Source organism: Pseudomonas sp. DWRC2-2, from assembly GCF_049897885.1.
GTDB classification, from domain to species: domain Bacteria; phylum Pseudomonadota; class Gammaproteobacteria; order Pseudomonadales; family Pseudomonadaceae; genus Aquipseudomonas; species Aquipseudomonas azotoformans_A.
The window spans coordinates 1,529,912-1,547,190 of the sequence record NZ_JAFCXD010000001.1; the positions used below are offsets into that span (position 1 = coordinate 1,529,912).

The 17,279-nt window shown below is 58.9% G+C and carries 18 protein-coding genes and 1 tRNA gene; 4 read left to right on the forward strand and 15 right to left on the reverse strand.

What is annotated here, in order from left to right:
- Window positions 1-58: 58 nt before the first annotated feature.
- From ACP7EW_RS07510 to ACP7EW_RS07525, 4 genes are all read left to right on the forward strand, one after another.
- Complete coding sequence (locus tag ACP7EW_RS07510) at window positions 59-1,435, forward strand: L-serine ammonia-lyase (protein WP_426216199.1); 1,377 nt, start codon at window positions 59-61, stop codon at window positions 1,433-1,435.
- Window positions 1,436-1,474: 39 nt separating this feature from the next.
- Window positions 1,475-2,599, forward strand: coding sequence for a glycine cleavage system aminomethyltransferase GcvT (gene gcvT / locus ACP7EW_RS07515; RefSeq protein ID WP_061449353.1), 1,125 nt, complete (start codon window positions 1,475-1,477; stop codon window positions 2,597-2,599).
- Window positions 2,600-2,992: 393 nt separating this feature from the next.
- On the forward strand, window positions 2,993-3,205 hold the full coding sequence (locus ACP7EW_RS07520; RefSeq protein ID WP_003365337.1) for a cold-shock protein: 213 nt from the start codon (window positions 2,993-2,995) through the stop codon (window positions 3,203-3,205).
- Window positions 3,206-3,300: 95 nt separating this feature from the next.
- Window positions 3,301-3,789, forward strand: coding sequence for an RDD family protein (locus ACP7EW_RS07525; protein WP_033902224.1), 489 nt, complete (start codon window positions 3,301-3,303; stop codon window positions 3,787-3,789).
- Between the two features lie 4 nt (window positions 3,790-3,793).
- Here ACP7EW_RS07525 and nadA read toward each other — a convergent pair whose 3' ends face one another.
- The 15 genes from nadA to ruvA form a co-directional block, all read right to left on the reverse strand.
- Window positions 3,794-4,852 (reverse strand): quinolinate synthase NadA, encoded by a 1,059-nt coding sequence (nadA, locus tag ACP7EW_RS07530; RefSeq protein WP_038845978.1) that lies wholly within the window; start codon window positions 4,850-4,852, stop codon window positions 3,794-3,796.
- 233 nt (window positions 4,853-5,085) lie between these two features.
- Window positions 5,086-6,660 carry a lactate dehydrogenase gene (locus tag ACP7EW_RS07535; RefSeq protein WP_426216202.1) on the reverse strand — a complete coding sequence of 525 codons (1,575 nt, stop codon included), beginning with the start codon at window positions 6,658-6,660 and terminating at the stop codon, window positions 5,086-5,088.
- Window positions 6,661-6,777: 117 nt separating this feature from the next.
- The gene (locus ACP7EW_RS07540) at window positions 6,778-8,064 is read right to left on the reverse strand and encodes an OmpP1/FadL family transporter (RefSeq protein WP_426216204.1); all 1,287 of its coding nucleotides are present in this window, start codon (window positions 8,062-8,064) and stop codon (window positions 6,778-6,780) included.
- 316 nt (window positions 8,065-8,380) lie between these two features.
- Window positions 8,381-8,456: transfer RNA gene (locus ACP7EW_RS07545), tRNA-Lys, on the reverse strand.
- Between the two features lie 63 nt (window positions 8,457-8,519).
- Entirely contained in the window at window positions 8,520-9,194 is a 675-nt protein-coding gene (gene queC, locus ACP7EW_RS07550; protein ID WP_426216408.1) for a 7-cyano-7-deazaguanine synthase QueC, read from the reverse strand.
- A 16-nt stretch (window positions 9,195-9,210) separates the two neighbouring features.
- A complete protein-coding gene (queE, locus tag ACP7EW_RS07555) occupies window positions 9,211-9,858 on the reverse strand; it encodes a 7-carboxy-7-deazaguanine synthase QueE (RefSeq protein WP_010208116.1) in 648 nt (215 codons plus the stop codon).
- A 164-nt stretch (window positions 9,859-10,022) separates the two neighbouring features.
- On the reverse strand, window positions 10,023-10,856 hold the full coding sequence (ybgF, locus tag ACP7EW_RS07560; RefSeq protein ID WP_025854758.1) for a tol-pal system protein YbgF: 834 nt from the start codon (window positions 10,854-10,856) through the stop codon (window positions 10,023-10,025).
- A gap of 6 nt (window positions 10,857-10,862) precedes the next feature.
- The gene (pal, locus tag ACP7EW_RS07565; protein WP_003209827.1) at window positions 10,863-11,363 is read right to left on the reverse strand and encodes a peptidoglycan-associated lipoprotein Pal; all 501 of its coding nucleotides are present in this window, start codon (window positions 11,361-11,363) and stop codon (window positions 10,863-10,865) included.
- A 55-nt stretch (window positions 11,364-11,418) separates the two neighbouring features.
- Window positions 11,419-12,699 carry a Tol-Pal system beta propeller repeat protein TolB gene (gene tolB, locus ACP7EW_RS07570; RefSeq protein ID WP_033898484.1) on the reverse strand — a complete coding sequence of 427 codons (1,281 nt, stop codon included), beginning with the start codon at window positions 12,697-12,699 and terminating at the stop codon, window positions 11,419-11,421.
- Window positions 12,700-12,716: 17 nt separating this feature from the next.
- A complete protein-coding gene (gene tolA, locus ACP7EW_RS07575) occupies window positions 12,717-13,790 on the reverse strand; it encodes a cell envelope integrity protein TolA (protein ID WP_033898485.1) in 1,074 nt (357 codons plus the stop codon).
- Complete coding sequence (tolR, locus tag ACP7EW_RS07580) at window positions 13,790-14,242, reverse strand: protein TolR (protein ID WP_161630238.1); 453 nt, start codon at window positions 14,240-14,242, stop codon at window positions 13,790-13,792. Before tolR ends, tolA begins: the two co-directional genes overlap by 1 nt.
- Before the next feature lie 23 nt (window positions 14,243-14,265).
- Window positions 14,266-14,961 carry a protein TolQ gene (gene tolQ / locus ACP7EW_RS07585; protein WP_015885609.1) on the reverse strand — a complete coding sequence of 232 codons (696 nt, stop codon included), beginning with the start codon at window positions 14,959-14,961 and terminating at the stop codon, window positions 14,266-14,268.
- A 1-nt stretch (window position 14,962) separates the two neighbouring features.
- Window positions 14,963-15,418 (reverse strand): tol-pal system-associated acyl-CoA thioesterase, encoded by a 456-nt coding sequence (ybgC, locus tag ACP7EW_RS07590; protein ID WP_015885610.1) that lies wholly within the window; start codon window positions 15,416-15,418, stop codon window positions 14,963-14,965.
- A 139-nt stretch (window positions 15,419-15,557) separates the two neighbouring features.
- Window positions 15,558-16,616: a Holliday junction branch migration DNA helicase RuvB gene (ruvB, locus tag ACP7EW_RS07595; RefSeq protein ID WP_015885611.1), complete on the reverse strand. Its 1,059-nt coding sequence runs from the start codon at window positions 16,614-16,616 to the stop codon at window positions 15,558-15,560.
- Window positions 16,617-17,228 carry a Holliday junction branch migration protein RuvA gene (gene ruvA / locus ACP7EW_RS07600; protein ID WP_003175802.1) on the reverse strand — a complete coding sequence of 204 codons (612 nt, stop codon included), beginning with the start codon at window positions 17,226-17,228 and terminating at the stop codon, window positions 16,617-16,619.
- Window positions 17,229-17,279: the final 51 nt, after the last annotated feature.

The following is a 17,279-nucleotide window of genomic DNA, read 5'->3' on the forward strand; positions in this document are numbered from 1 at the left end:
GCTCCCACATTTGACCGAGCCAGGCTTAGAAAAATAATAAGAAACCGGAGAACAACTCATGTCTTTAAGCGTGTTCGACCTGTTCAAGATTGGCATCGGCCCCTCCAGTTCCCACACCGTTGGCCCGATGCGTGCCGCCGCTCGATTCGTCGAGGGCCTCAAGCGTGACGACCTGCTGAGCGCCACCACCAGCATCAAGGTGGAACTCTACGGATCGCTGGGCGCCACCGGTAAAGGCCATGGCAGCGACAAGGCCGTGCTGCTGGGCCTGGAAGGCGAACACCCGGACACCGTGAATACCGAAACCGTGGCCACCCGCCTGGCGCAGATGCGCAAGGACGGCCGCCTGAACCTGCTCGGCGAACACAGCATTGCGTTCAACGAGAAAGAACACCTGGCGATGATTCGCAAACCGCTCGCCTACCATCCCAACGGCATGATTTTCCGTGCCTTCGACGCCGCCAATATCCAGATCCGCAGCCGCGAGTACTACTCGGTCGGTGGTGGGTTTGTGGTGGATGAAGACGCCGCCGGCGCCGACCGGATTGTCGAGGATGCCACACCGCTGACCTTCCCCTTCAAGCATGCCAAAGACCTCCTCGGCCATTGCACCACCTACGGGTTGTCCATCAGCCAGGTGATGCTGACCAATGAGAGCGCCTGGCGCCCTGAAGCGGAAACCCGCGCCGGGCTGCTGAAGATCTGGCAGGTGATGCAGGACTGTGTGGATGCGGGCTGTCGCAACGAAGGGATTTTGCCCGGCGGTTTGAAGGTCAAGCGTCGCGCCGCGGCACTGCATCGCCAGCTGTGCAAACACCCGGAGTCGGCGCTGCGCGACCCACTGTCGGTACTCGACTGGGTCAACCTTTACGCCCTGGCGGTCAACGAAGAAAACGCCAACGGCGGCCGCGTGGTCACGGCGCCCACCAACGGCGCGGCGGGCATCGTGCCGGCGGTGCTGCATTACTACATGCGCTTTATCCCCGGCGCTAACGAAGACGGTGTGGTGCGCTTCCTGCTCACTGCCGCCGCCATCGGCATTCTGTACAAGGAAAACGCGTCGATCTCCGGCGCCGAAGTCGGCTGTCAGGGCGAGGTCGGCGTGGCCTGTTCCATGGCGGCCGGGGCGTTGTGCGAAGTGTTGGGTGGCAGCGTTTCCCAAGTGGAAAACGCCGCTGAGATCGGCATGGAACACAACCTCGGCCTGACCTGCGACCCGATTGGCGGGCTGGTGCAGGTGCCGTGCATCGAGCGCAATGCGATGGGCTCGGTCAAGGCGATCAATGCGGTGCGCATGGCCTTGCGCGGTGATGGGCAGCACTTTGTGTCCCTCGACAAGGTCATCCGCACCATGCGCCAGACCGGCGCCGACATGAAAAGCAAATACAAGGAAACCGCCCGTGGCGGTTTGGCGGTCAACATTATCGAGTGCTGACGCCTAACGGCGCGCCAGCACGTTTTTCAGGAGCTGAATATGTCCACCGAAACCCTGTTGAAAACCCCTCTGCACGCCCTGCACATCGAACTGGGCGCCCGCATGGTGCCCTTCGCCGGCTACGACATGCCGGTGCAATACCCGTTGGGCGTGATGAAGGAACACCTGCACACCCGTGATCAGGCCGGGCTGTTCGACGTGTCCCACATGGGCCAGATCCGCCTCACCGGCGCCAATGCCGCCAAGGCCTTGGAAACCCTGGTGCCGGTCGACATCATCGACCTGCCGGTGGGCATGCAGCGCTACGCGATGTTCACCAACGACCAGGGCGGCATTCTCGATGACCTGATGGTGGCCAACCTGGGTAACGACGAACTGTTCCTGGTGGTCAACGCCGCCTGCAAGGACCAGGACCTGGCCCACCTGCGCCAGCATATCGGCGACCAGTGCACCATTGAGCCGCTGTTCGAAGAACGTGCGTTGCTGGCCCTGCAAGGCCCTTCGGCGGTGAAGGTACTGGCGCGCCTGGCACCGGAAGTCACCAAGATGACCTTCATGCAGTTCGCCACGCTGCGCCTGCTGGGCGTGGACTGCTACGTCAGCCGCTCGGGCTACACCGGCGAAGACGGTTTTGAAATCTCAGTGCCCGCCGCCAATGCCGAAAGCCTCGCGCGCAGCCTGCTGGCCGAGACCGAAGTGCAGGCCATCGGCCTGGGCGCCCGCGACTCGCTGCGCCTGGAAGCCGGCCTGTGCCTGTACGGCCACGACATGAACACCGACACCACACCGATCGAAGCCAGCCTGCTGTGGGCGATCTCCAAGGCCCGTCGTGCCGACGGCGCCCGTGCCGGGGGCTTTCCGGGTGCCGACAAGATCTTCACCCAGCAGCAAACCGGTGTGAGCCGCAAACGTGTAGGCCTGTTGCCACAAGAACGCACGCCGGTGCGTGAAGGCGCAGAAATCGTCGACGCCGACGGCACCGTGATCGGCAGTGTGTGCAGCGGCGGTTTCGGTCCGACCCTCGGCGGCCCGCTGGCCATGGGTTACCTGGACAGCGCCTTCACCGCACTGGATACCGAAGTCTCTGCGTTGGTACGTGGAAAAAAGGTGCCACTACGTGTAAGTAAAATGCCATTTGTGCCGCAACGTTACTACCGTGGTTGATTGACTGTTTCTATAAGTAACGCGATTGCGTTAACGCGCACTAATTTGTAACGCAATCGCCATAAAACAGTGCACTCTCGATAGTCTTTTTTATAGGGATCAAGCTATAACAAGTGACCAACTCTATCGAATAAGTCGGATCCACAACATTCACCCAAGTGTCATAAGCCCCAGCAAAACCTGGGCTTTTGGCAGGGCTTGTTTTTTCTCTATTAGTTGGCGTAGAGTTTGCCCACTGTGTTTGCATGGGTCGCTTGGAACCTGGACCTGGGCAGTAGCTGAAGTAGTTGTGCTACAACCCGTTCGACGTCTCTTACTTTCCTGCAACCCAGCCCAGTACTCTTTCCTGCGAAAGGGGCTGTCATTAATTTTTAGCGTCAAGGAAATAAGAAAATGGCTGAACGTCAGAGCGGTACCGTCAAGTGGTTTAACGACGAGAAAGGGTTTGGTTTTATCACTCCAGAAAGCGGTCCGGATCTGTTCGTGCATTTCCGCGCTATTCAGGGCAACGGCTTCAAGAGCCTGAAAGAAGGCCAGAAAGTGACGTTCGTTGCTGTGCAAGGCCAAAAAGGCATGCAGGCTGACGAAGTACAAGCGGAAGGTTGATCCCTCCTGCGACAAAAAGCCCCTGATGGTGACATCAGGGGCTTTTTTATGTGCGTTTGCTCGTAAAATGGCTTTTTTCACAAGAGAGCCCTGCCATGTCAAAACCCCTGCTGAGCCCTCAAGGCGAATTTCCCGCCGTTGGCCTGGGCCGTCGCCTGGCAGCGATGTTCTATGACTTTCTGTTGTGCACTGCCCTGCTGATCGTTACCGCGTTCGTCTACAAACTGATCTGGATCGCGTTTGTCGGTGAAGCGAAGATGCGCACCCTGACCGAGTCCGGCGCGCTGGACGGCGACCCGTTGCTGTCGACGATTCTGCTGTTCGTGCTGTTCGGTTTTTTCGCCAAGTTCTGGACCCATTCCGGGCAGACCCTGGGCATGCAGGTGTGGGGCGTGCGCGTGCAGAACGCCGATGGCTCACGGATCAGCCTGTGGCAGGCGCTGTTGCGCTTTGTGGTGTCGATTGCGTCGTGGTTGTGCGTGGGGCTGGGGTTTATCTGGTCGCTGGTTGATAAGCGCAAACGCAGCTGGCATGACATCTATTCCGACAGCCAGCTGGTTCGCATCCCCAAACAGAAAAAATAACGACTCAGGCGTTGCCGGCCAGTTTCAGGCGGGCAGCCTGAGTGAAATCAAGCATGCGCTTGAGCGGGCGCACGGCCTGCGGGATCACTGAGGGCTCGACGAAGATCTCGTTGCTGCCCTCGCGCAGGCACTGCAGCGTGCGCTCCAGCGTGTTCATCGCCATCCACGGGCAATGTGCGCAACTGCGGCACGCCGCGCCATTGCCGGCGGTAGGCGCCTCGACAAAGACTTTGTCCGGGCACAGCTGCTGCATCTTGTAGAAAATGCCGCGGTCGGTGGCGACGATGAAGGTCTTGTTCGGCAGGCGCTGGGCAGCCGCAATCAACTGGCTGGTCGAACCTACGGCGTCTGCCAGTTCGATCACCGAGGTCGGCGACTCAGGGTGCACCAAAATCGCTGCATCCGGGTACAGCGCCTTCATGTCTTCAAGCTGCTTGGACTTGAACTCTTCGTGGACGATGCAGGCACCGTCCCACAGCAGCATGTCGGCACCGGTCTGGCGCTGGATGTAGGTGCCCAGGTGCTTGTCCGGGCCCCAGATAATCGTCTCGCCGTTGTCCATCAGGCTTTCGACGATTTCCAATGCGCAACTCGATGTCACCACCCAATCCGCCCGGGCTTTGACCGCCGCCGAGGTGTTGGCGTACACCACCACGGTGCGCTCGGGATGTTGGTCGCAGAACGCCGAAAATTCCTCCACCGGGCAACCCAGGTCCAGGGAACACGTGGCTTCCAGGGTGGGCATGAGGATGCGTTTTTCGGGGGTGAGGATCTTGGCGGTCTCGCCCATGAAACGCACGCCGGCGACCAATACGGTCTTGGCCGGGTGGGCAGCGCCGAAGCGGGCCATTTCCAGGGAGTCGGAGACGCAGCCGCCGGTTTCTTCGGCCAGGGCCTGGATCACCGGGTCACAGTAGAAGTGGGCAACCAGCACCGCGTCTTGAGCCTTGAGCTCGGCGGCGATGGCGGTACGCAGGTTCGCCTCTTCAGCGGCGCTGAGGGCCTTGGGCTGCTTGGCGTCGAGGTGGGCTTGAACCAGAAGGCGTTCGGAAATTTGCGTCATGTTCGCAAGACCTGCAGGCGCAGTTGCGCGAAAGTCGAGTGTACCACCGGCTCTGGAGCCCTTCGGGCGCCGCCGGACGAAGTGATTGTGTTCATCAAGCACGGGTTAAGGTGAAGCTGCGCAAGGCTACAGAATATCCAAGGGTTTCAAAAGCCTAATCTGGCATTCGTCGGTGCGTCTGCCGGGCAAAAAAAAGGCGCCTCCATCACTGGAGATGCCTTTTTACAGCCGTGTCAGCGTGCCAGTGCGGACGGATCTTCCTGCAACATCACCGAAGCATGCAGGCTGGCCAGGGCTTCCTTGAGAGTGGACTCCTCCAGCGCATCCTTGGACTTCTTGCTTTCCTTGGCCGCGTATTCGAGCAACACCAGATAGTCGCGCTTGACCGACGCCTCTTTCGGCACCGTGGTGTCTTCCACCAACTTGCCCATCACATATTGCTGCGTGCGGGTGTTCTGGCTGGCACTTTGATCGAGGGTTGCACTGGCCAGCAGGCCGTCCTTGTAGGAAAGCTTGGCCGAACTGCTGGCCTTGTCCTGCACTTGTACGTAGCGATAGTTCTGCGACTCTGCGTTGCCGTCCAGGGCAGGCGCTTTGCCGCCCTTAAGCCCCTTATGGAAACTCGCGGACAGGCTCGACTGCTGGTCCTGGCTGACACTGCGATCCAACAGGCTGTTGCCGCCAACGCGGGTCTTTTGCGAGACCTCGTAGGCGAAGCTGTCCACCTCAGACGGGCGCATCGGGTTAGGCGATTCGCTGGCCTGTTTGATGGATGCCTTGAAGTCCGCCAAGCCGGTCAGCAAGCCCTGGTCGGTCGAATTGCGCGTCAACGCTTCGGGCAGGGTAACGCCCTGTGGGTAATGGCTGTTCATGGCACTGAAAGCGTCTTTGAACATCGCCATCAGCTCTGGCTTGGCACTGCCGCGCTCCTGCGCCCGGTCGAATTGGGCGAGATAGCTTTGCAGGGCCTTGGCTTGTTGTTTGGCGTTGCCGAGGATCGCAGCGTTTTTCAGGTCGACGGCCAGGTTCAGCTCGCCGAGCGGGCCACTCATGCGGGTAGTGCGGCTTTGGCTATCGGCATGGAAGGCCAGGCTCAGGTCCTGGCCGTCCAGGGATTTGAGCGTGGCATTGAGGTCCACCGACGCCAGCAGCTTGGTGTCAAACTGCGTCAGTTGGCTCAGGTCGAGCTTCGGTGGCATTGCCGTCAACCCATCCACGGCGGACTGGAAGGCGCTGCCCAGTTTGCCGACGGCCTTGAGCTCCTCATCGGTCAAGGTGCCACCGTCTAACGTCGCTTGCACACCCAGGCCATCGGTCTGGCTTGAGAGGCTGAAGGTGACGGTCTTGCCGCTGGCGGTCTTGATGCTGAGACTGACCTGATTGTCGGCCTTGGTGTGCAGCAGGCTCTGATCAAGTTTGATTTCACCCGCGTTCGCCGCGCGGTCGGCACTCGCGAACATCACCGACTGGGAAACCGCTGCCCCGCCCTTGGCGAACTGCGCAATCAGACCGGCGCCCAAGCCACTGAAGCGGCTGGCCGTCGACTGCGAATTGAAGTTGGCGTTGAGCGACTTGCTGAGCGCGTCCTGGCTGTCACTTTCCCAGGCGCGCACGGTTTCTTGACCCGGTAGTTGCCCGCGACGGGAATAGGTGTCGGAAAGCGTATCGGAGACGACGTTGCCCAGGCTGACGACTGCAGAGGGCCTCTTCAGGCTGACTTCAACGTTGTGCGTCAGGGTTGCAGGCGGCGTTTCTGTCGGACGGGCGATAAGCGTATTGCCGGTATTAATAGGCGAAAGCGTGGTCATGACGATCCCTGTCTTGAGCTGGACAATGCTCAATTTAACCAAGACTTCGATCGATTGACAGCACGTAGATAGCAAAGAGCCATGCCAAAAAGCTGGCTCCTTGCGGTTTTGCGAAAATCAGAACCGGTAAGTCACCGATCCACCGAACCCATTGGCGCTGTTTTCATACTTGGCATTGTACGTCAGCCCTACCTGGGAAAGGTTCTGATGGACCTTGATCGGCTCCTCCTTGAGGTAGGAATACGCCACATCGAACGTCAGGTTGTCGACGGGCGTCCAGCCGGCGCCCAGGCTGAAAACAGTGCGATCCCCCGTAGGAATCCGCACGGAACGGTCGGTGTTGTTAGTCGGCGTCTGGTCCACCGAGAAACCGGTCCGTAGTACCAGTTGTTTGTTGACCCGATACGCCGCGCCGATAGCGTGGGACCAGGTGTCATGCCAGTGCTGTTGCTCGGTGATCGAGCCCAGGCCGCCGAATTGAGCGGTAAGGTCGGACACCCCGTCGTTGTTGATGGTGATCTTCTTCAACTGGCTCCAACGGGTGTAGGTGCTGCCGAGGTAGAGGGTCCAGTCGTCATTCAGTTGATGGGTGACCGAGAAATCCACCGAGGACGGCGTGGTCACGTTCAAACTGGCGTCATAACGCTGCGGGCCACCGTCAAAGGCATCGGAAATCACCCCGGAGGCGTGGGTCTTGCCGGTGAGGTGGTACACCACCTGCGAGTGGTAGGTCACGCCGATACGCGTACTTTCGAGGGGTTGCACCAGGATACCGGCGTTGAACCCGGTGGCGTTGTCGTCGCCTTTGACCTTCACGCTTTCGCCGGCTCCGCCACCCAGCGGCACATTGGAATCCAGCTCGCCACTGATGCGGTTGAAGGTCGGGCCGAAACCTACCGACACCTTGTCGTTGAAGGCATAGCTGACCGTCGGCTGCACGGTGATGACCGAAACCTTGCTCTTGTTGCCGAAGCCATTGCCCTGGAAGCTGTGCTCATAGTCAGTCACTAGGCCGAACGGTGCATAGATGCCCAGGCCAAACGCCCAGTGCTCATCGATGGGCGTGACCAGGTAGCCCATCGGCACGGCAATGCCGGGCACCATATCGCCCTTGTTGGTGCCTGGGTTGTCGGCACCGAACTGCGAGGAACTGGCGTTCTTGATATCGGTTTTGGCATCGAGGTAAGTCGCACCGAGACTGACTTCATTCTGCTTCAAGCGAGACATACCGGCGGGGTTGCCGAACACGGTACTGGCGTCTTCGGCCGATGAGGAACGACCGGCATAGCCCGTGCCCATTGAACTGATACTTTGTTCATTGAGCGCGAAACCACCGGCGAACAGCGGGGTTGAGGCAAGGGAAACGGCGAGCGCCAAGGCGCCTTTAAGAGTTTTGTTATTCATTATTAGGACTCGAATTGTGGGGCAGCGACGAGGAAGCTACCAACGTTCGAGCGGGGGGTTTATGAAGAGTTTTTCATGCGGGTGATTGTCGGACAATCCTAGGATATTCAAAGACTTTAGCTGTTTTTCATCCCCAATAATGACCTTGAAGCCTGATCATGACCCATTGGTTTTGAACAGAGCCTGACAATGGCTCGGATACAAAAAACCCCAGGCACTTCGTATGCCTGGGGCTTTCTCTGTATTCCAACAGGCAAAAAAAAACCCGGAAATCCTCACTTGCGTGGGCCTTCCGGATTTTCTAAACCGCCAAAAATGGTGGGTCGTGTGGGATTCGAACCTACGACCAATTGGTTAAAAGCCAACTGCTCTACCAACTGAGCTAACGACCCGCTGTGTGGTGGCGCGTATAATACTGATTTCTAAGGATTATTCAACACCTTATTTGAAATAAATCAGAAATAACGCGTTGGGTCAGTAATTCCGGCCGCTTGGAAGCCTTCTGCACGCAGTCGGCAGCTGTCGCATTTCCCACAAGCGCGGCCGTCATCGTCTGCCTGATAGCAGGAAACAGTCAGCGAATAATCTACGCCAAGTCCTACACCAGCCTTGACGATATCGGCCTTGCTCAGGTTTTGCAGCGGCGCCAGGATACGGAAACCCTGACCTTCTACACCGGCTTTGGTCGCGAGGTTGGCCATGCGCTCGAACGACTCGACGAACTCTGGGCGGCAGTCCGGGTAACCGGAGTAATCCACTGCGTTGACGCCGATGAAGATGTCGCGAGCGTCGAGCACTTCTGCCCAGCCGAGGGCCAGGGACAGGAACACAGTGTTGCGTGCCGGCACATAGGTCACCGGGATACCTTCGCTGGGCGCTTCCGGCACATCGATGCTGCTGTCGGTCAGCGCGGAGCCACCGATGCCGTTGAGGTTCAGGCCAATCACTTTATGCTCGACCACGCCCATCTCACGGGCGACACGCGCGGCGGCATTCAGCTCGGCGCGGTGACGCTGGCCGTAGTCGAAGCTCATGGTGTAGCAGCTGTAGCCTTGCGCCTGGGCCATGGCCACCACGGTGGCGGAGTCGAGGCCGCCGGATAGCAGGATTACCGCGCGTTTTTGATCCATTGTGTGTTCAGTCATATCAGCGTCCTGGCTCGTCGTTCCAAAGGTATTTATGCAGCTGCAATTGCAGGCGCACCGGTAGGTTGTCTGCAACCACCCAATCGGCGAGGTCGCGTGCATTCAGGTCATGGTGGCTTGGCGAGAACAGCACTTCGCCTGCGCGGCGGTCCAGCCCGTATTGAATCAGCTTGGAATTCGCCCAGTCGTAGTCGTCGCGGGAACAAATGACGAACTTGACCTGGTCGTTGGCCGTCAGCAGCTCGATGTTCTCGTAGCGGTTGCGGTGCGCTTCCTTGGAGTCGGGGGTCTTGAGGTCGACCACGCGGCTGACACGGGGGTCGACCGCGGAGATGTCCAGGGCGCCACTGGTCTCCAGGGAAACCTCGTAGCCGGCATCACACAGCTGCTTGAGCAACGGGATGGCATTGGGCTGGGCCAACGGCTCGCCGCCGGTCACACAGACGTAGCGCGGCTTGTAGCCGGCGACCTGCTCCAGAATGTCATCGAGGGTGCGCACCGTGCCGCCACTGAAGGCGTAGGCGCTGTCGCAGTATTGGCAACGCAGGGGGCAACCGGTCAGGCGCACAAATACTGTGGGCAGGCCAGCCGTTCGCGTTTCACCCTGCAACGAGTAAAAAACTTCGGTAATACGTAATGTGTCTTGCATAGTCGCCACGGGCGTAACAGCTAAACAGGCTGTCCGCCTCCGTCAGGCACTTAAAGGAACCCCGCCAACGCGCAGGCCCCAAAAAGCGTGTTTCATAAAAGGGCGTGGATTCTAACGAAAAAACCCGCGCCAGGCGCGGGTTTCTTCTAAACGGGCTGCATCGCTTACAAGCGCTGCAGATCCCGTTGAGCCAACTGGGCAGCGGAAGTCCCCGGATACTGGGCCACAACCTGCTGCAGAATGCCTTTGACCTTGTCGGTATGACCCAGGCGGCGTTCTACGTCAGCGAGTTTGTACAGTGAATCCGGAACCTTGGCGTGCTTGGGGTAGAGCTGGCTGACCTTGGCAAATGCCTGGCCCGCGCCCTGTAGATCACCCTTGGCCAGGTTGACTTCACCCAACCAGTATTGGGCATTGCCCGCGTACTGGCTGTTCGGGTATTTGCGCAGGAAAGCGGTAAAGGCCTGGCTGGCCTTATCGAAATCCTTGGCTTTGATCAGGTCGAAGGCTGCATCGTAATACAGCTTTTCCTTCGCCGGATCACCCGGTTCGCTGCTCGCGGCAGGGGCTTGGCTGGCAGCCGCCCCTGCTGCTGCACCACCGGCAGCAGCGCTTGGCGCGCCACCGGTAGAAGAATTATCAGGAGTTGCGGCAGGTTGAACGCCGGCTCCAATGCGTCGATCAAGATCCTGGTAACGCTCCAGGCCTTCTTGCTTCAGCTGGTTCACTTGGTTTTGCAGCACTTCAATGGTGCCTTGTTGCTGCGCCAGTTGATCCTGCATGCGTTGCAGCTGGTTGAACAGTTCGCCCTGTGCCGAGGGAGCGGACGTAGCCGCTCCCCCCGCATAGGCGCCGTTCGTGCCATAACCTGCTGGCGGATAACTGCTCCCGCTATTGTTATAGCCAGAGTTGCTATCTTCCACAGGAACCGCAGCCCACACCGCAAGCGGTGCGAGGCTGAGAGCCAATACAGTTAGAGCACGACGGCACGTTCGCATGACGAATTACTTACGCAGTTCGACGCGACGGTTTTGAGCCCAGGACTGCTCGTCGTGGCCAGTAGCAACTGGACGCTCTTTACCGTAGGAAACCAGTTCCAGTTGGCCTGGAGCAACACCTTGCAGTACCAGGTAGCGCTGAACGGCTTTCGCACGACGCTCGCCCAGTGCCATGTTGTACTCACGAGTACCACGTTCGTCAGTGTTACCTTCCAGAACAACGCGAGCGCCGTTAGCTTTCAGGTCCTTCGCGTGAACGTCCAGAGCGCGCATGGCCTCTGGTTTCAGGTCCGAACTGTCGTATTCGAAGTAGAAAGTGGTGATAGCGCGCAGAGCAGCTTCTTCGCTCAGGGAGCCGTCAACCGCACCAGTGTTAGCGCCGTAACCAGCGTTTGGATCAACAGCTGCGCCTTCACCGGCATTGTCGCCGCCTTTAGACGAGCAACCAACGGCTACGGACAGAGCCAGAGCCAGAGCAGCAAACTTACCAAACTTCAGCATTTCCATCGTGAAACTCCTAATGAACCCCAGTGTGTTAAGTACTTCTTTTTGTAGCGCCGCGTCAGTTCAGGTAAGGGGACCAGGATGGTTCTCTGACTTCGCCTTGTGCGGTAGGAAGTGGGAGCCTTACGCGTCCATTTATGGACACGAGCATCAAGACTCCCCGGCCCTGCTGGCGGGTGGCGTAGATTACCATGGTGCCGTTGGGCGCAACAGTGGCTGACTCATCAAGGTTGGTATCTGTGAGGATTTTTACGGTTCCGCGCTGCAAATCCTGGGCCGCAACCCGGAAATTAGTGAAACCATCCTGACGGTGAATCATCACCAACGTCTTTTCATCGGCCGAAAGTTTAGGGTTGGCGTTGTAGTTGCCAATAAAGGTGACGCGTTCTGCCCCACCACCATTCACGTTCGCCTTGTAGACCTGTGGCTTGCCGCCGCGGTCAGAGGTGAAGTAGATGGTCGAACCATCCTTGCCCCAGAACGGTTCGGTGTTGATGCCCGGGCCGCTGGTTGCGCGAGTGATCTGGCGCGAAGCCATGTTCATCACGTAGATATCCGGGTTGCCATCTTTGGACAGTACAAACGCCAGGCGCGAACCATCCGGAGACCAGGCCGGAGCACCGTTGAGGCCTTCAAAGTTGGTGATCTGCTCACGACGGCCAGTATCGATGTGCTGGACGAAGATACGCGGACGCTTCTGTTCGAAGGACACGTAGGCAATACGCTTGCCGTCCGGCGCGAAGCGCGGCGACAGGATTGGCTCACGGGATTGCAGCAAAGTCACAGCCCGCGCACCGTCGTAGTCCGAACGCTGCAAAGTGTAACGAGTGTTGTCTACGGAGAAACGTTCAGCCGTTACGTACAGCAGACGCGTCGAGAAAGCACCCTTGATACCGGTGAGTTTTTCAAACGACTGGTCCGAGATGTAGTGGGCCATGTCGCGGATCTGCTCGGCCGTGCCCGACACGCTGCCGGTCAGAACCTGCTGCTCGGTCGCCACGTTGAACAAGGTGTAGGTGATTTGCAGACGACCACCGGCCGGCGTGATGTTGCCGACCATCAGGTACTGCGCGCCTACCGCTTTCCAGTCACGGAACACGACTTCGCTGGCCTGGTTTGGCTGGCTGATCATGTTGCCTTTTGGAATCGGTGCGTAGTAACCCGAGTTGCGCAGGTCGTCGCTGACGATCTGGGCCATGTCGTCCGGCAGCACGCTGCCGCCTTGCCAACCGAACGGTACTACCGCGATCGGGGTGGCCCGATCGCTACCGCTGGTGACCAGGATGTTCTTTTCATCCGCCGCCGCTATCCCTGCCATACAGCAAATAACGACAAGCATTCCTCGAAGAAGGTTTCTCACAAGGCTAGATCCTCAGGTGTGAATGTCATCTTGAATGAACGATAGGGAGCGAAGTCGCTTGGTTTCATTCCCTGCATCTCGGTCAACCGGCCAATATTCTTGACCGCGGCAACCGCCGAACTGTCGAACGAACCGTCACCACTGGACTTGGACACGCTGACCGAAGTCACCGTACCGTCCGGCAACATGCCGATCTGCAGCACTACTGTCATGCCTTTACGTGCCGAAGGTGGACGTGTCCAACCCTCTGCTGCCCGCGCCCGAATCAGGTCGTCGAAACTGCCCGCAACTTCATCGCCACGTTCATCGGCCAAGGCTTGCTGACGCTGCGGCGTGTCGGAGAGCAAGTCTGCCAAGGCCTGGGCCTTTTTCTCTTCGGCGGATTTGCGCGCTGCTTCCTGAGCCTTTTTCTTCTGGGCATCGGCGGCAGCTTTCTTCTTCGCGTCGTCGGCGACTTTTTTCTTCGCCTCGTCTGCTTCAGCTTTTTTCTTGGCGTCTTCGGCGGCTTTCTTCTTCGCGTCTTCGACTATTTTCTTCTTGGCGTCTTCAGCGGCCTTTTTCTTGGCCTCTTCTTCAGCAGCCTTCTTGGCTTCTTCTTCAGACTTCTTCTTGGCTATATCAGCCAATTGTTTCTCTTCGGCCTTTTTGGCTTCGGCAGCTTTCTCGGCTTTCTTGGCTTCATCAGCCTTTTTCGCCTCGTCCGCTTTCTTCGCTTCGTCAGCCTTTTTCGATTCCTCGGCCTTTTGAGCCGCCTCTTCTTTCTTTTGTTCCGCAGCAGCCTTCACCGCTTCCTGCTCGACCTTCTTCTGTTCCATCTGTTCGACTTCAGTCTGGCGCGCAGCCGACTTCTGGGCCTCACCCGCAATCTTCTGATTGGTCTGGGTGGTGGCCTGACTTTTCGATTTCAGCTGATACAGGGTCGCCTGCACGATCGGCTTGGCTGGCGGCAGGTCCGGGGTCATGGCAAAGCTGACGAACAGCATGCCAAACACCAGGACGTGCAGGGCAATTGCCCAGACGCTAGGCCAGAAGAAGCTTTCCGAGGCGGACGGCTCTCGCTGTTGCTGCATCAGGGCGCCTCGGTAATCAAGCCAACGTTACCCACGCCGGCCTTCTGCAGTCCGCCCATGGCGCCCATGACGGAGCCATAGTCGACCACTTTGTCGCCGCGAATGAAGACTTGGGTGTGCTTGCCGCCTTCATTGCCAGAGCGAATGATCTTGGTCACCGCGTCGGTCATCTGCGGCAAGGTCATGGCCTTGTCCTGCTGTTTTTGGGTATCGACTTCGCTGCCAAGGTTCCAGTAATAGGTCTTGTCAGCCTTGATCGAAATGGTCAGGACCTGGGTGTTGTTGTCTTGCGGCAAGGCTTCGCTGGAAACCTTGGGCAAATCAACCTTCACGCCCTGATTGAGCATCGGCGCGGTCACCATGAAGATAACCAGCAGCACCAGCATCACGTCGATGTAAGGCACTACGTTCATCTCGGCGACCGGCTTGCGCTTTTTGCGAGCTCGAGCGATTAAAGCCATTGGGAATTACCTGCTTATTCTTCGCTGGTGTGCACTTTACGGTGCAGGATCGCCTGGAATTCGTCGGCGAAGGTGTAGTAACGGCCGATCAACGTTTCGCTGGTGGCGGCAAAACGGTTGTAGGCAATTACTGCGGGGATAGCAGCGAACAGGCCGATCGCGGTGGCGATCAGGGCTTCGGCAATACCCGGAGCCACGGTGGCCAGGGTCGCTTGCTGGGCCTGGGCCAGGCCACGGAAGGAGTTCATGATGCCCCACACGGTACCGAACAGGCCGATGTACGGGCTCACGGAACCGACGGTGGCAAGAAACGGCAAGCTTTGCTCAAGCTTCTCTTCTTCGCGGGAAATGGCGACACGCATGGCGCGGGCCACGCCTTCCATGACCGCTTCCGGGTCAACGCCAGGCTGCTGGCGCAGGCGGGAGAATTCCTTGAAGCCGGCGCGGAAGATCTGCTCAACGCCAGAATCCGGGTCAGGGTTGCTGCCCGCCTGGCGGTACAGCTTGGACAGGTCGATACCCGACCAGAAGCGCTCTTCAAAGCTCTCCAAGGCACGTCGACCGGCACGCAGCAGGTTGCTGCGCTGAAAAATCATGACCCAAGAGGTAACCGATGCGGCTACCAGGGTCAGCATGACCAGTTGAACCACAACACTGGCATTGCTGACCAGGCTCCACATGGAGGAATGGTCGACGACGGTAGGTTCCACGCTAAATCTCCTGCTTTGATTGTTTACCCGCGCCGCTTACGTCGGCAAAGGCCGCACGTAGAGCTTCGGGAATGGCCCGGGGTTTCAAACTATTGGTGCGCACACAGGCCACCAGGAACTGCCCCTCACAGAGCAGCGTTGCATCCGTTGCCCGCCTGACCTGCTGCTTGAAACGCAGGCTGACACGGTTCAATTCGATTACTTCAGCGCTGACCAACAACTCGTCGTCCAGCCGCGCCGGCGCGTGATACCGCGCCTCGCTGGAATGCACGACGAATAACAGGTCCTCCCCTGCCAGCTGGGACTGGGCAAAGCCCAGTTCCCGTAGCCGCTCGGTTCGAGCCCGCTCCATGAACTTGAGGTAGTTGACGTAATACACGATGCCGCCCGCATCGGTGTCCTCGTAATAAACGCGACAGCGATGTGCGAACGACTGATCCCCGTTTTGCGCGCGCATACTCTAGTGCTTACTCCTCAGGTTGCCAATCCGGCTGGGCAACTGTTTTTTCATCCATCGAAACATTTCCAGTGACTGAATGACGACACCAGCCACTAGGACAGCACAAACCTCGGATAAATCGTCTGGCGTGAAGCTTTTAATCGTCTACTGCATCGAGGAATTCGTCTACTACAGGCATCTCGCCCAATCGTGACGGAATGTTTAACCCGAAGTGCAGATAGGCGTGACGCGTGACGACTCGCCCCCTCGGGGTACGCATGATGTAACCCTGCTGGATCAAGTACGGCTCCAGCACATCCTCAATGGTATGACGCTCCTCACTGATGGCCGCGGCCAGGCTGTCGACCCCCACCGGGCCGCCGTCGAACTTCTCGATCATGGTCAAGAGTAGACGTCGATCCTGGTGATCGAAGCCATGCTCATCCACATCCAGCAGGTTCAACGCCAGGTCGGCCACTGCCTTGGTGATGTGCCCCTTGGCCCGCACCTCGGCAAAGTCGCGCACGCGGCGCAGCAAACGGTTGGCAATTCGAGGCGTACCGCGGGCCCGACGGGCGATTTCAAACGCGCCTTCCGGGTCCAGGGGCAAGCCGAGAATGCCCGCCGAACGGCTGACGATGGTCGCAAGGTCTGCCGTGCTATAGAACTCTAGACGTTGAACAATGCCGAAACGGTCTCGCAACGGGTTGGTCAACATACCCGCACGGGTGGTGGCGCCCACCAGGGTGAACGGTGGCAGGTCGAGCTTGATCGAGCGCGCTGCCGGGCCTTCGCCAATCATGATATCGAGCTGGAAGTCCTCCATCGCCGGGTACAGCACTTCCTCGACGATCGGCGAGAGCCGGTGGATCTCGTCGATAAACAGCACGTCGTGCGGCTCAAGGTTAGTCAACAGTGCCGCCAGGTCACCCGGCCGCTCCAGCACCGGGCCGGAGGTGGACTTGATCGACACGCCCATTTCCTGGGCAATGATATTGGCCAACGTGGTCTTGCCCAACCCAGGAGGGCCAAAAATCAGCGTGTGGTCCAAAGATTCACTGCGCCCACGCGCAGCCTGGATGAACAGCTCCATCTGCTCGCGCACGGTGGGCTGGCCGATGTAGTCGGCCAGGCTCAGGGGGCGGATGGCGCGGTCCTGGACCTCTTCACGGTCGCGCGGGCCAGTGGCTGCAATCAGACGATCAGCTTCAATCACTTAAATCATTCCCTTCAGGGCGCGGCGGATCATGTCTTCACTGCTCAGGTTCTTGTCCTTGATGGCCGACACGGCCTTGCTGGCTTCCTGCGGCTTATAGCCCAGGGAAATCAGCGCGCTGACCGCATCGCTTTCGGCGCTGGCAACCTGGCCAGCCGGCATATCCGGCTGATTCGGCACCAGGGCGAACATGCTCGGCACCACTTCCCAGGCCTTGAAGCGGTCCTTGAGCTCCACCAGCAGGCGCTCGGCAGTCTTCTTGCCGACACCCGGCACCTTGGTCAGCGCCGACGTGTCCTGGGCCGAAACGGCGCGCACCAGCTCATCCACTTCCAGGCTCGACATCAACGCCAGGGCCAGTTTCGGACCCACGCCGTTGAGGCGGATCAGTTCGCGGAAAAAGTCGCGGTCGCGCTTGCCGATGAAACCATAGAGTAGCTGCGCGTCTTCGCGCACCACCAAGTGGGTGTGCAGCGTAATCGGCTCACCGACCGACGGTAGGCGATACAGGGTGGTCATGGGCACTTCCAGCTCATACCCCAGCCCGTTTACATCCAGAATCAGGTGCGGCGGCTGTTTCTCAGCCAGGGTGCCGCGCAAGCGTCCAATCACGGTTCAGATCCTTAAAGCGTGGGGTCAGCGCATGGCCTGACCGGAAATTTC

Bases quoted from the DNA above. Each gene is read 5' to 3' on its own strand.
- ACP7EW_RS07525 (WP_033902224.1), top strand. From the start codon at position 3,301: ATGTCAAAACCCCTGCTGAGCCCTCAAGGCGAATTTCCCGCCGTTGGC.
- pal (WP_003209827.1), bottom strand. From the start codon at position 11,363: ATGGAAATGCTGAAGTTTGGTAAGTTTGCTGCTCTGGCTCTGGCTCTG.
- ybgF (WP_025854758.1), bottom strand. From the start codon at position 10,856: ATGCGAACGTGCCGTCGTGCTCTAACTGTATTGGCTCTCAGCCTCGCA.
- gcvT (WP_061449353.1), top strand. From the start codon at position 1,475: ATGTCCACCGAAACCCTGTTGAAAACCCCTCTGCACGCCCTGCACATC.
- nadA (WP_038845978.1), bottom strand. From the start codon at position 4,852: ATGACGCAAATTTCCGAACGCCTTCTGGTTCAAGCCCACCTCGACGCC.
- queE (WP_010208116.1), bottom strand. From the start codon at position 9,858: ATGCAAGACACATTACGTATTACCGAAGTTTTTTACTCGTTGCAGGGT.
- tolA (WP_033898485.1), bottom strand. From the start codon at position 13,790: ATGCAGCAACAGCGAGAGCCGTCCGCCTCGGAAAGCTTCTTCTGGCCT.
- queC (WP_426216408.1), bottom strand. From the start codon at position 9,194: ATGGATCAAAAACGCGCGGTAATCCTGCTATCCGGCGGCCTCGACTCC.
- ACP7EW_RS07520 (WP_003365337.1), top strand. From the start codon at position 2,993: ATGGCTGAACGTCAGAGCGGTACCGTCAAGTGGTTTAACGACGAGAAA.
- ACP7EW_RS07510 (WP_426216199.1), top strand. From the start codon at position 59: ATGTCTTTAAGCGTGTTCGACCTGTTCAAGATTGGCATCGGCCCCTCC.
- tolB (WP_033898484.1), bottom strand. From the start codon at position 12,699: ATGCTTGTCGTTATTTGCTGTATGGCAGGGATAGCGGCGGCGGATGAA.
- ACP7EW_RS07540 (WP_426216204.1), bottom strand. From the start codon at position 8,064: ATGAATAACAAAACTCTTAAAGGCGCCTTGGCGCTCGCCGTTTCCCTT.
- ybgC (WP_015885610.1), bottom strand. From the start codon at position 15,418: ATGCGCGCGCAAAACGGGGATCAGTCGTTCGCACATCGCTGTCGCGTT.
- ACP7EW_RS07535 (WP_426216202.1), bottom strand. From the start codon at position 6,660: ATGACCACGCTTTCGCCTATTAATACCGGCAATACGCTTATCGCCCGT.